Below are 13,051 nucleotides of genomic sequence, written 5' to 3'. Positions count from 1 at the left end.
TATAGCCAGCATGGGAATTATACGGTTAAGATGACGCCCTAAGCCTTTGTTGATAATTCTTAAAAACCAGCCCGGATCATGTTATATATCATTAGCGGAGCCTCCAGAGCAGGCAAGACAATCCTTGCCAAAAAAATAGCCACCCAAAAGGGCATCCCCTATCTCTCCCTGGATTGGATCATGATGGGTTTTAGCAACGGCATTCCGGAATACGGGGTACATGATCTGCTTTTCCCGGATGATATCGCGCACCGGTTGTGGGGATTTTTAAAGGCTATGATGGAAAGTATGATCTATGTGGAAACAGACTGTGTGATAGAAGGAGAGGCTCTGCTTCCGGAATTACTCATTGAACTGGTTACTAAATATCCAAACGAACTCAGGGTGTGCTTTCTGGGCTATACCCGGGTGCCCATGGACAAAAAATGCAGTGAGATCAGGGCCTATAGCAGTGAGAAAAGTGATTGGCTGGCTGACAAACCAGATGCCTATGTGATAGACCATGTACAAAACATGATGGCCCATAGCAGCAAGATAAAAAGTTCCTGTACAACCCATAATCTCCGGTACCTGGATACTTCCGAAAATTTTTTGGAGACACTCAGGGAGGCAGAAAACTATTTATTGAGGGATCGCTGAGGAAATAAATGGGCATAAAAGGGCAAACTTCTCTTATATTTGGGTAAGTCCGTTTGCTAACCCCTATGGGACCGCCAACCAAACCACCTATGATCAAATTCTTCAGAAAAATCAGACAGAACCTTATGATGGAGAATAAAACCTCTAAATACCTGGCGTATGCCCTTGGTGAAATTATTCTCGTGGTGATCGGCATTCTGATCGCCCTGAGTATCAACAACTGGAATGAAGAGCGGACGGAACGCCGGGAAGAAATGGCGATCCTAAAACAGCTAAAAACGGAATTCAACGCTAATCTCAGTCAGTTGGATGACAAGATCGGCCTGAAGACCAATCTGATCAATGCCGTAACAAAGCTATTCCAATACATCGATAACCCATCGCTAAGGAACAAAGACAGTTTAGACCAATTTTTAGGCAAGACCATCCCCTACTCCACCTTCGATCCAATTGTGAGCGATCTGGCGAGTTCCGGGAGTCTGCGGCTGATCAGAAGTGACAGCCTGAAACTATTACTTTCGCTTTGGACTTCAGATATAGTGAGCGTTCAGGAAGATGAGTTGTCCTGGAAATCGTACAGGAATGAGCAGTATGTTCCATTTCTAGTGGCCCATTATCAACTGAGGACAATACGGCAGGTAGCCATAGAATCGGGCCTGATAAAAGGTTACCTCATCGAAACCGGTGAGAGGAAGGCAGCCGAACTCGATGCAGAAATTGGCAATTCAAAATACCCACCGGACTTCCATGCACTGCTCGATCAACCGGATTTTGAAGACCATTTGGAAAGGGCCATTTCCACCAATAGATTTGCGCTTTCCCAGTCCCTGATCCTGAGGAACCGTATCCTGGAAATCATGGCTCTCCTGGACAGGGAAATAAAGGACCATTAATTAAAGAAACCGCTTTATACTTATGATCAAATTCTTCCGACAACTACGCCAGCAATTGCTGACACAAAACAAATTCCGCAAATACCTGATATACGCCATTGGAGAAATAACCTTGTGGTCATCGGCATGCTGGTCTCCCCCCATCAATGGCTGGAAGGAAACCCAAATTCTAAACTCGAACAAAAAGGATCAACTTTGACCGAAAAAGAAGTAAAAAAATAACGAACGTATAACCATGGCTAAACAAGATTACTTATTCTCCCAAACTTTATAAAACCTATGAAACTAAAACATATACTCTTCCTTTGTGTACTGGCTGCTACCCAGCTTACTACCGCCCAATTCGTTAAAGAAAGATCCCTGGATATTGCCATAGGCTACGGACTTAGCGCCCCTTATGACGATGTGGATGTGGTAGGCACAGGCTTTTACCTGCAGGGAGAATACGTAATTGGCCTGGCCTCCTGGTTACAGCTGCGGCCCTATGCGGGACTGATCTTTGCCAGCACCAACAACAGAGATAACGCTCCAAATGAACCCGATTACCGATCGGATTCAAACGGTGTTCTGCTTGGTGGAAAGGCCCGGATCACCGCGCCTATCCCCTGGGTGGCCCCCTTTGTGGAAGGCGGTATAGGTGCCTCTATTGGTTCTTTTGAGACGGTTACCCCCGGCACTAACCTGGAGGCAGGCGGACTTATCTACCATATTCCTTTTACCCTGGGTCTGGCCCTGGGGCCCAAAAACAACATAGATGTGGCCTTTACCTATTATTTCCACCCCACCGTGCGCCAATACGCCGGGGCAGCGGCCCTGGGTATCTCGATTCCGCTGAAATAATTCAATAGCTTTTTAGGGTAAATCCAAAAGTCAAAATCCGATCTTCCTGTTTTTGATTTTCTATGACCAGACTTTCGAAGGTATTGAGGTAGTTAATTTTAAAGTCCAGAAACTTCCATAGTGGTAATGCCAGCCCGATATCCGACCGCCAGCGATAGTTATCACTTTGTTGAAGGGAAGGTTGATAATAACTCTCATGACTTAAAATTAATTTACCTTCAATCAATTCATATTTTCCGTAGATCCAGAGGGTACCTCGTACTGTATTTATAGTGGAATTTCCATTATAACTGGCACGATTAAAGTTTGCCAGTGAGAAATCGGTTCGTTCGTATTCGCTAGAAACCGAAAATTTAAGCCAGTGCCTTTTTTTGTCCAGCACTTTAAAAGTCACGCCGGCACCCACCAAATAACGCATATCGATTTTCCTTCGAAAATTGGTGCTGACAAAACCCAGGAGGAGGGGGTATATTTTCCTATCGGGGTTGAGGTACAGAAAGTTGAGACTTAAGATATCTTCATCTGCTTTTTCCTTACCAAATTCCTGGTACACATAGGAGTTGTTAGTTTTAAAAACCCAGTTTCTAAAAGGAATAAAACTCAAATCAGATTTTGCCCTGAAAATCACTGTCTCTACGTTTCCACCTTGCAAAAAACCGGTTAGGGAAAGGTTTGCCTTGATTTTAAGTGTATCGCTCTCGTTGATCTGTGCAAAAAGTATCATTGGAAGGAATAGCAGAAAACAGGAAAGGTTATTCAGAGTTTTTGGCATACAATCAATACATATTTATTTCCAAAAATATAAGTTTTTCTGAATTCTCAGCGGAGAAGGTAGCAGTCCTACCTCATATTTATTAGGATGTTAACCTGAACAACATCATGGGATCCGGGCAGTTTTGGGTATAAAAATCCACCTCAGAGGCCCGGCAGACCCCCGGATAATCGCCCTTTTTTCCTTGAATATCTATTATAAGTTGAAAATGCAGGTGGGGGGCGTAATGTAGGTTTACCTCCGGGGTACCGAGGGTGGCCAGCTCCTCCCCTTTTTTAAATGCCTTTCCTACGTACAATCCGTCCAAAGATTCCAGGGACAAATGTCCATACAAGCTGTGGAATAGTATCCCGTCCAACTCATGCCGCAGTATAATGGTAGGGCCGTAATCTCCCTGCACCGCATTATTCTGAAAACTGTGCACTTCCCCGTCCATAGGCACCACTACTTTGGTGCCGGCAGTAGTCCAAAAGTCGACCCCCAAATGCACATCCCGCCGCTCCTCATCGGCAGCAAAGTTGGCATTGCCGCTGTAGAGATTTCGCTGTTCCAGATAGCCCCCATAGGCCACCCTGGCCTTGTTTCTGACAAGGACCTCATCTATAAATTTTTGACAGGCATCTGGATCAGACAAGGTGATATCTTTTAGGTCCGTGTTTGTGACCGACAAATCCATCGGCGTATACCCCGAAAGTGGAATCGTAGGGTCCAAAATCCGGGTGATTGGCAAACTGCGAAGGGACGATAAAAGCGTTTTCAAAGTGGGTGTACGTTTGTTGCTGGAAAGATAATGGTTACGCCCAAGTTTGCCAAAGATGGAATTAACATGGTTTTAACCCCTTTTTTGGTAAGGTTTTATACCTTTTACGGACATAAACGATAAATCTCAATATGAAATTGTTAAAATCTACCCTCTTTGCCCTAATTGCCCTGGTATCTATAAGCTGCCAGTCCAAGACCAAAACCCAGGAACCCGCCAGCGAGCCCATGGCCCAGGCCGAAAAGCCCAGTGAGGCCGAACTGCAACAATACGAAACCGCCTATTTTGCCAGTGGCTGTTTCTGGTGTGTAGAGGCCGTTTTTGAAAGTGTAAAAGGGGTAAAAGAGGCAGTATCTGGCTATGCAGGTGGCGCTGAAGACAATCCTACCTACGAAGAGGTGAGCTACGGGAAAACCACCCATGCCGAGGCCGTGGAGGTTTACTACGATCCTAAAGAGGTTTCCTTTTTTGAACTGGTACAGGTATTCTTTGGCTCGCACGATCCTACCACCCTCAACAGACAGGGGCCAGACAGGGGGCCGCAGTACCGCTCCATTGCCTTTTACAAGGATGACGAACAAAAGCAGATCATTGAGGCCTATATGAAGGCACTTGATGAGAGTAATGTCTACGGGGAGCCTATCGTAACCCAGGTGGAGCCGTTCACCAAATTTTGGAAGGCAGAAGACTACCATCAGGATTATGAAAAAAAACATCCCAACAACCCCTATATCACCAATGTCTCTGTTCCCAGACTCAATAGATTCAAAGAAAACTTCCCCAAGTACTTAAAGGAAAATTCTCATTAAGTACAAATAACCTCATAGAAAGACCGGTTCCTTTGAATCGGTTTTTTTTATGTTTACTAGTTCCCACAACGGTCCATTGCGTACTTAAAGAATGACCTTAGCTTTCTCAGCTCCAAAAAATGTACTAAAAAGAAGACAAATACGTAGGAATTTGTATCTTACTGGGACCATAGTAACCCCAGATCTATGACGAACGAAATGCCCATGGGTCCTTTACCCCATCTGTTTGTGCATTCCTTTTAGCCATAGAGCACTTTAAATCGAACTGTATGAAAAATGCTATCCTGCTTTTTGCATTCGCATGTCTTGTTTCCTGTGGCGGCAAGAAAGAAAAGGAAGACCACCAGCTCCTGGTCGTTAAAAAAACTACCAGCCCTCCCACATTAGACGGAAAGGCCACCGAGAATTTTTGGAACATGGCCAGCTGGCACCCGCTAGATCAGAATTGGTTGGGCGAGGCCTATACGTTTCAGGACTTTAGCGGGCGGTACAAACTCAGTTGGGACGAGGACTATCTCTACCTCCTGGTAGAGATCACCGATGATACCCTCTACGATGCCCGCAAAGAACCCCTTAAATTATGGTGGGACGATGATTGCCTGGAAGTATTTCTGGATGAAGATAATTCGGGTGGACTGCACCAGTTCAGCCATAATGCCTTTGCCTATCACATCGCCTTAGACGGCAATGTGGTAGACCTGGCACCCGACAGGGAACCCAGACTGTACAATGATCATATACAATCTGTGCGCTCCACCATTGGCAAGCTCACCACCTGGGAATTGGCCATTAGGCTATACAATGATCAATACAAGGATGAGGCGGTCAACGTAGCGGTGCCCTTAAGCGCCGGTAAAAAGGTGGGGTTTGCCCTTGCGTACTGCGACAATGACGGGAGTAAGGAACGGGAAAATTTTATAGGATCGGTCTTTGTGCCGGGAGAAGATAAGAATCAAGGGTGGATCAATGCCGATATCTTTGGCACCCTGGTACTGGAGGAGTAACCTTATTTTAATACAATAGTGCTGTAGGTGCCTTTCAGGCTAAGATTTTTGGCGGTGGTTCCCTTTTGTGAGAACCCTTTGTAAAGAACTTCTTGCCCATTTTTGGTATTGCTAAGCGTCCAGGAGGCAGGATAGCTAAATTCTGAACGGGTAGTATTGGCAGTGATTGCAAATGGGGTCTTGGGCATCACACATTGCAGCTCCCCATTCTGTACCCTGATATCCAGTTTTGTAAAATTGGGGTCTACCGCCAAAATAGACAGCATCCCAAGATCGTTGCGGCACAGCAGGCTTTTCAGGACCTTATTGATAACCACCTCCGAAGAGGTGGTAGTGAGGTTTAATTGCGTTACCGCATCCAATTCTATGCCATCCGAAAAACTCGTGTTTAGGTTCCCGTACTTCCATTGAGCCACTTTTACGGGGGAATAAGACGCAGTGATCTGCGTCTTATCTCCCTCTATAGTGGAGGCCTGTAAACTTGCGTACGACAGGGTGGCGTTCATATTCCTGGTATTGGCGGCCAGTTTCACTTCCCCGTGGCGTACGTTCATTTTCAGGGTTGCTGATTTTGGCATCTTTATTTTGATGGTCTTCTTTACTTTGTAATTCCTGGATTCACCATCTTCGGAGCGGTAAAAGATGTTTGGCCCATCTGCTTCACTTATTATAAAAAGGGATTTATCTCTTGCTTCTTTAGCTTCTTTCATGGCTCTTTGGCGGTCTTCAGTTGCCTGTTTCCGAAGTTGTATGGATTGTTCCCGCATTTCTTCCCGTTGTTGCTGCATCTCTTGGCGCTGCTCTTCCATAGCCCGCTTGCGTTCTTCTATGGCTTCTTTGCGCTCCTGTATCAGATCTCGTTTCGCTTCTGCACGGGCGGCAAATTCTTTTCCCCAGGCTTCCATTTCCTCTTGGTATTCCTTATCGAAATTCTTATTGAATTCCTTTTTCCACTTTTTCAGATATTTCTCTCCGTCCTTCTTATAGGCCTGGTAATCGAAATTAACGGGGGGAATTGGAGGCATCGGGGGCATTTCGGGCATAGGTGGCATTTCAGGAAATTCAAAATCCGTGAAGAATTGATCCATCTCAACAAAAGGAGCTATTGGAGGTACCGGATTGGCAGGATCTGGGGGCCATAAAGAGCTCCCAAAGGACCAGTTGTTACCATAGGTCCTTATTTCAATGGTCTTGCTGTTTCCCAGGATCTTGATCCCCGATTTTTCAAAATAGGCCGCAGCTTCTTCCTCACTGGCCCCTTCGAGCACTATGGTGGCTTCCACAGAGACCTCGTTCTTGTCCCAGGTCTCAAATTGTATATCGGCGTAACTCGTATTGATGTCGAGTACCGCATCCGTCCCTACATTGAATTTTTCATTATAGGTCTTAGTTTGCTTTTGAGCGAGCAAGGGCACACTCAAAAGGCAGATTCCCAGCATAAATATCCTAGGCATTGTTGGTAGTAACTGTTTCATTGTCTGTCGATTTTAATTGATGTAATTTCTCTTTTAGTTTTAGTAATAATTGTAAGCGCAATTGTAAATTCTTAATCAGGGCGCCAATGGTTTGTTCGTTTGGTCCCACTTGATTTAATTCTAAATTCAGTGCCTTGTATTCTTCGTTAAGCTCTCCCAGCCTACCCATAAAATCATCTACCACTACTTTATTTTCGGAAGACAGATCTAGCTGGGCCAGTTCCAGGTTGATGGAGTTCACATAATACGCCTCCACCAGCTTAAGGTCCGGGGACAAATCCCCCAGGGAAATGCCCTGAGATTCAGGTTGGTCCTCTTTATTTTGGATCACCACGGTCTCTGTGGGTTCTTCTGTCTGGCTATTCTGAATAAAAACCATACTCAGTGCCACGATCACCACCACCGAGGCGGCGATCCCCAAAATGTAAAATCTGGACTTTTTAGGTGCTGGGAGGGCAGCTTCTAATCGCTTGTTAAAACGATCCTCATGACCTTCTTTCATTTGGTGCTTTTTGGCGCGTTCCGCCTCAAACAATTCTCTAAGATCCTGTTTCATGTTCTTTCTTTGTTAATATGGCTCGTAAAAAACCTTTTCCTCTTACTAATCTTGTTCTGCTTGCCGTGTTCGTGAGTCCCAGAATTTGGCCGATCTCCTCATGGTCAAATCCTTCCAGCAGATATAACTGCAACACATACTGGTATTTTTCCGGAAGTTTCAGCATTGCCTGCTTTACCTCCTCCATGGAAACCTCCCTATCAACCGTCCAATCTTCATCTTCTGCGATCTGCAGGGTGTTTTCCTGTATCTCTATGGCCCGTTCTTTTCTCGCTTTTAGAAAATCGAGACACTTATTGATTACTATTCGTTTTAACCAGGCCCCGAAAGTTACCTCCCCCTTAAACTGATGTATCTTTTGAAAAGCCTTGATAAAAGCCTCTTGTAAGACATCTTCCGCATCGTCCCTGTTATTGATAAACCTCATGGCCACGCAGAACATCCCATCACAATACTGCTTGTACAAAGCGAGTTGTGCTTTACGGTCTTGCTGTTTACAGCGTTCAACCAGATCAATGCGGAACATGTGGTTAGTTTCCAAGCTTGGTTTTATTGTTGCTGTTTAAAAGACGAAATAAAAAAAGAGATGTTGCAAAAAATCCTACATTTAGAAGAAATTTAAGTCTCCTTCTTGCAACAAGTTACCATAAATAACGCTCACATACGCCTAACCTCCCTGGATTACGGGGCCATCATCCAAAAAATATTCGTCACCGATAAGAACGGAAATCCCCACAATTGTGCGGTAGGTTTTGAGGCAACTGAGGACTATAAAACGGACCAACGGTTTTTGGGAGCCTGCGTAGGAAGATTTGCCGGCAGGATCTCTAAAGGTCATTTCAATATTGGGAATACCTCCTACCCTATTTATGAGCACCATGGGGTGCACCTCCATGGAGGGCAAAAGGGCTTTGGAAGACGCTTCTGGAAACTTCGGGATCATAGCGATGGGAAGGAACCCCATGTCACCTACCAATATAAGAGTCCGCATCTCGAAGAGGGCTATCCCGGAAATTTAATCGTCTCCGTTACCTATCAGTTGTTAGAAAACACCTTGAAAATTCTGCACCAGGCCACCACGGACCAGCCCACGGTGGTGAATTTAACGAATCACACCTATTTTAGGTTAGATGATGCAGCCAGGCAGGAAGAGTGGATCTTACAGATCCGAAGTGATAAACGACTGCACACAGACGAAAAACTGCTCCCAACGGGAGAAATCGTACCGGTTGCGAATACGGCATTCGACTTTCGGCAGCCGAAAAAAATTGGGGACCTGCGTCTGGACACCCCCTTTGTGGTAAACCCAGCTCAGGAAGCCCTGGCCATGGCATATTCGCCCAGGTCTGGGATACAACTCAGCGTACGATCTGATCAGCCTGCCGTGGTGATCTTTACACCTCCGGACCTGCCAGCGATATGTTTTGAAACTCAAAATTTTCCGGATGCGCCTAATCAGCCGTCCTTCCCATCCTGTTTGCTGCTCCCGGGAGAAACCTACCGCAATGAATCTTTTTTTACGTTTCATTTAGTACCTTAGAGTTCTGTAATTAATAACCTAATTTACTATGAAAGCATTAAAATGGATTGTTGGCATTCTGGTCGTTCTGGCCCTCCTCTTCTACTTTGTAGGCATGCCATTTCTAAAAACTCAGACCAAGAAAAATAGCCCGGAAACTACCAACACCTATACTGATGGCGGGTATGACCTGCTGGTCAACTACAGTAGTCCGTCTAAAAAAGGACGGGTGATCTTTGGGGAACTGGTTCCCTTTGACAAAGTATGGCGCACAGGTGCCAATGAGCCCACTCGTTTTGAGACCAAAACGGATATCATGGTCATGGGTAAGCCCCTGCCAGCAGGCAATTATTCCCTTTGGAGCATTCCCAAAGAAGGCAGCTGGACGGTTATTTTTAACAGTGCCATTCCGGATTGGGGTGCCACCATGAGCAGTGGAGGCGCGGAGGCTACAAGGGACCCGGAAACTGATGTGCTACAAGTGGAGGCCCCCGTTATCAATATGACAAATAGCCAGGAAGACTTTAGCATTACTTTTGACGAATATAATGGGCTGTTCCTCACCTTAGCATGGGATACAACCAAGGTACAAGTGCCCATTACCCAATAAACTTAGCAAAAAATAAGAATCTTGGTTGAGTAAACATTTATGAAGTTCTAAACCATTGAGAACAAATATTCTCCTTATAAACAATGCAGAAGATTAAAGACTTAGTATAGAAGCCTCATTAACGGAAGAATATCGTCCTATTGAATTCCTTTTTACTCTATGATTTAGTAAATTAGGGTATCATAAATCAAATCTATCTTTTTAATGAAAAAATGGATATGGATTTCGGCCGTTTTAATCCTACTTGCTTTACTATTTTACTTTATTGGCATACCCTATTTGAAAAGTATGCCCTTTGTACAAAAAATAGTAAGAAAAAGCCCTGAGAAAACTGCGATTTATACTTTAAATGATCTGTCACTATCAGTAATCTACGGCAGTCCATCTAAAAGAGGGAGGGTTATATTTGGAGAATTAGTTCCTTATGGTAAAGTTTGGAGAACGGGCGCCAACAAACCAACGATTTTTATTACTACTAAAGATATTGTAGTAATGGGCAATACACTGCCTGCGGGTAGCTATTCTTTATGGACCATCCCTAGAGAAGACAATTGGTCTGTTATATTTAATAAAAAAATACCGGATTGGGGAACTACCTATGATAGTAAAGGGAATTCGGTAGTATTGAGAGATGCCAGTGAAGATATACTGGAAGTACAAGTGCCCACCATGGTACTGCCTAGATCCGAGAAAAGTTTTACCATTGCTTTTGAAAATGATGATCAATTGTACTTAATTTTATATTGGGACACCACTAAAGTAAAGGTCCCTATTAACACACAATAGTTGGAGAGGAAAAAAAATATCAGTTCCAGCAGCATTTCAAAAATTCTCAGCCAGCGGAAACACTTACCCTCTGTTTCAAAACTTGTGGCTGGCATACTCAATGGAGACCAGTCTCTTTTAGCCCGCGGCATTACATTAGTAGAAAGCACCCAGGCGACTCATCAGGAAAAGGCCTATGAAATCATTGAAAAATGCCTTTCTAACTCCCGGGATACTTTACGGATAGGTATTACCGGAGTGCCCGGAGTGGGAAAAAGTACCTTTATTGAGCGCTTTGGGACCCTGCTTACTGAAATGGGTAAGAAGGTGGCCGTCTTGGCCGTAGATCCCAGTAGTACGGTAAGTAAAGGAAGTATTTTTGGAGATAAGACCAGAATGCCCCAACTGGTGAAAGATCCAAAGGCCTTTATCAGGCCCTCCCCTTCCGGAGATTCGCTGGGAGGAGTAGCCAGAAAGACCAGGGAGAGTATTATTTTATGTGAAGCCGCAGGCTATGATGTTATCCTTGTGGAAACGGTAGGGGTTGGACAAAGTGAAACGGCCGTGCACAGTATGGTCGATTTTTTCTTTCTTCTAAAACTTACAGGCGCCGGGGACGAATTACAGGGAATAAAACGGGGTATCATGGAAATGGCCGATGCTATCGTGATCAATAAAGCCGAAGGAGACAATATTAAACGAGCAGAACGGGCTCGGGTAGAATTTGAAAGGGCCCTTCATCTGTATCCCCCAAAAGAAAATAACTGGAGCCCCAAGGTATTGACTTGTTCTTCCTTAACCGGCACAGGCATCCCCGAGATCTGGGAAATGATCCTAGAATACCAGACAACAAACAAAGCAAGCGGCTATTTCTCTGGGAAACGAAAAGCCCAAAATACATATTGGTTCAACCAGACTGTAGAACGACTATTAAAACAGCAATTCTACAGCCGGGAAGCGGTGTTGAAAATGATAAAACCCTTACAGAAAGAGGTAGAAAATAACGCCATTTCTCCATTTAGAGCAGCCGAAAGACTCCTCGATCTCTATGCAAAAGGTCTTAAATAAAAAACCTAAATTTGCCAGCAAACAAGCCATTTACATGAATCCGAATACCAAGGCACTTTTATCTATCGTCGTTCCGCTTTACAATGAAGAGGATAATGTGGCATTGCTTACCCAAAGGATTCATGAAAGTCTGGAAGGCTATACCTATCAGATCATTTATATAGACGATTTTTCAACAGACAAAACACGCAAGGTTATTGCGGATATGAACGATCCGAAGGTGCACCTGCTGGCCCTCAAAAAAAATTACGGGCAAAGTCTGGCCCTGGCAGCGGGGATAGACTACGCCAAGGGCGAATACATTATCACCATGGACGGGGACCTGCAAAACGATCCGAGTGATATTCCACAAATGCTGAGCTATGCCCTCGATGGAGAATACGACCTGGTCACAGGCATCAGGCAAAAAAGAAAGGATTCTTTGGTTAAAAAGATCCCTTCTAAGATTGCTAATTTCCTCGTAAGACGCGTCACCAAACTAGATATAAAGGATAACGGCTGTGCCCTAAAAGTATTCACCAAAGACATCGCTAAGGATCTCAATCTCTACGGAGAGATGCATCGGTTTATTACCCTTTTGGCCTTTCTGGAAGGTGCCCAGATAAAGCAAGTGCCGGTAAAGCACCACGCAAGGCATGCGGGGGTTTCCAAATATGGCCTGGAAAGGGTTTTTAAGGTAGTGGCAGACATGATGCTGCTGTTGTTTATTCGCAAGTATTTTCAGCGTCCCATCCACCTATTTGGGATACTGGGGGTCTTACTTATTCTCTTGGGGATACTGATCAATTTTTATTTACTGATCGTAAAATTAGGTTTTGGAGAAGATATTGGGAACAGGCCCTTGCTTATTTTCGGTATGATGTTTATCCTGGCCGGGATACAGCTATTTACCATTGGTATCGTGATGGAACTGCTTATCCGCACCTATTACGAATCCCAGAGCAAACGCCCTTACCGCATCAAAAATATAAGCATCGGTGGAAAACCTTCGTAAAAAAGGGATCACCCTGCTGAAAATCATCGTCAGTGCCGCTCTGCTTTATTTTATTTTTACAAAAATTCCATTTTCGGAAGTTCTAGGTGTCCTTAAGAGCGCACAGCCATTTTTTGTGATCGCAGCCTTGTTGTTTTTTGTGATCTCCAAGCTATTGGCTGCTGTAAGGCTCAACCTTTTTTTCCATGAAATTGAGGTGTTACTCACTCATAAAAGCAATCTAAAACTCTACCTGCTGGGGATGTTTTATAATTTATTCCTCCCCGGGGGCATAGGAGGTGATGCCTATAAGGGGTATTATGTAAAAAAACAGTTTGAGGTACCTACCAAAAAAGTGGTGGCAGTAC

At 44.5% G+C, this 13,051-nt stretch carries 16 protein-coding genes; 11 read left to right on the top strand and 5 right to left on the bottom strand.

Going from position 1 to position 13,051, the window contains the following annotated elements:
- The first annotated feature begins 78 nt into the window (after positions 1-78).
- From WBM49_RS10370 to WBM49_RS10360, 3 genes are all read left to right on the top strand, one after another.
- A complete protein-coding gene (locus tag WBM49_RS10370) occupies positions 79-639 on the top strand; it encodes a hypothetical protein (RefSeq protein WP_424371980.1) in 561 nt (186 codons plus the stop codon).
- 89 nt (positions 640-728) lie between these two features.
- Entirely contained in the window at positions 729-1,532 is an 804-nt protein-coding gene (locus WBM49_RS10365; RefSeq protein WP_424371979.1) for a DUF6090 family protein, read from the top strand.
- A 279-nt stretch (positions 1,533-1,811) separates the two neighbouring features.
- Positions 1,812-2,372 carry a hypothetical protein gene (locus tag WBM49_RS10360; protein WP_424371978.1) on the top strand — a complete coding sequence of 187 codons (561 nt, stop codon included), beginning with the start codon at positions 1,812-1,814 and terminating at the stop codon, positions 2,370-2,372.
- Between the two features lies 1 nt (position 2,373).
- Here the strand turns inward: WBM49_RS10360 and WBM49_RS10355 are convergent, their stop codons facing one another.
- Entirely contained in the window at positions 2,374-3,144 is a 771-nt protein-coding gene (locus tag WBM49_RS10355) for a DUF481 domain-containing protein (protein WP_424371977.1), read from the bottom strand.
- An 82-nt stretch (positions 3,145-3,226) separates the two neighbouring features.
- Complete coding sequence (locus WBM49_RS10350; protein ID WP_424371976.1) at positions 3,227-3,904, bottom strand: peptidoglycan DD-metalloendopeptidase family protein; 678 nt, start codon at positions 3,902-3,904, stop codon at positions 3,227-3,229.
- A gap of 131 nt (positions 3,905-4,035) precedes the next feature.
- Here WBM49_RS10350 and msrA point away from each other — a divergent pair, with 131 nt between their 5' ends.
- Positions 4,036-4,713: a peptide-methionine (S)-S-oxide reductase MsrA gene (gene msrA, locus WBM49_RS10345; RefSeq protein ID WP_424371975.1), complete on the top strand. Its 678-nt coding sequence runs from the start codon at positions 4,036-4,038 to the stop codon at positions 4,711-4,713.
- A gap of 269 nt (positions 4,714-4,982) precedes the next feature.
- Positions 4,983-5,717 carry a sugar-binding protein gene (locus WBM49_RS10340; RefSeq protein WP_424371974.1) on the top strand — a complete coding sequence of 245 codons (735 nt, stop codon included), beginning with the start codon at positions 4,983-4,985 and terminating at the stop codon, positions 5,715-5,717.
- A 2-nt stretch (positions 5,718-5,719) separates the two neighbouring features.
- On the opposite strand, the gene WBM49_RS10335 is transcribed toward WBM49_RS10340, so the two are convergent.
- From WBM49_RS10335 to WBM49_RS10325, 3 genes are read right to left on the bottom strand one after another with little or no spacing between them, the layout of a single operon-like run.
- A complete protein-coding gene (locus WBM49_RS10335; protein ID WP_424371973.1) occupies positions 5,720-7,192 on the bottom strand; it encodes a hypothetical protein in 1,473 nt (490 codons plus the stop codon).
- Positions 7,164-7,748, bottom strand: coding sequence for a hypothetical protein (locus WBM49_RS10330; protein WP_424371972.1), 585 nt, complete (start codon positions 7,746-7,748; stop codon positions 7,164-7,166). Before WBM49_RS10330 ends, WBM49_RS10335 begins: the two co-directional genes overlap by 29 nt.
- On the bottom strand, positions 7,732-8,289 hold the full coding sequence (locus WBM49_RS10325) for an RNA polymerase sigma factor (protein ID WP_424371971.1): 558 nt from the start codon (positions 8,287-8,289) through the stop codon (positions 7,732-7,734). Before WBM49_RS10325 ends, WBM49_RS10330 begins: the two co-directional genes overlap by 17 nt.
- Before the next feature lie 90 nt (positions 8,290-8,379).
- Between WBM49_RS10325 and WBM49_RS10320 the strand changes: the two genes are divergently transcribed.
- From WBM49_RS10320 to WBM49_RS10295, 6 genes are all read left to right on the top strand, one after another.
- On the top strand, positions 8,380-9,288 hold the full coding sequence (locus WBM49_RS10320; RefSeq protein ID WP_424371970.1) for an aldose epimerase family protein: 909 nt from the start codon (positions 8,380-8,382) through the stop codon (positions 9,286-9,288).
- Positions 9,289-9,316: 28 nt separating this feature from the next.
- On the top strand, positions 9,317-9,877 hold the full coding sequence (locus WBM49_RS10315) for a DUF2911 domain-containing protein (protein ID WP_424371969.1): 561 nt from the start codon (positions 9,317-9,319) through the stop codon (positions 9,875-9,877).
- Between the two features lie 288 nt (positions 9,878-10,165).
- Positions 10,166-10,663, top strand: a complete 498-nt coding sequence (locus WBM49_RS10310) for a DUF2911 domain-containing protein (protein WP_424371968.1) — start codon at positions 10,166-10,168, stop codon at positions 10,661-10,663.
- A gap of 84 nt (positions 10,664-10,747) precedes the next feature.
- A complete protein-coding gene (gene meaB, locus WBM49_RS10305) occupies positions 10,748-11,710 on the top strand; it encodes a methylmalonyl Co-A mutase-associated GTPase MeaB (protein ID WP_424371967.1) in 963 nt (320 codons plus the stop codon).
- Between the two features lie 34 nt (positions 11,711-11,744).
- Positions 11,745-12,704, top strand: a complete 960-nt coding sequence (locus WBM49_RS10300) for a glycosyltransferase family 2 protein (RefSeq protein ID WP_424371981.1) — start codon at positions 11,745-11,747, stop codon at positions 12,702-12,704.
- Positions 12,688-13,051, top strand: a 364-nt coding sequence (locus WBM49_RS10295) for a lysylphosphatidylglycerol synthase transmembrane domain-containing protein (RefSeq protein ID WP_424371966.1), incomplete at its 3' end; no start/stop codon positions are given. The genes WBM49_RS10300 and WBM49_RS10295, both read left to right, overlap by 17 nt.

This window comes from Muriicola sp. (genome assembly GCF_049669965.1).
GTDB lineage: Bacteria > Bacteroidota > Bacteroidia > Flavobacteriales > Flavobacteriaceae > Muriicola.
This window is presented reverse-complemented; position numbering and strand designations above follow the sequence as displayed.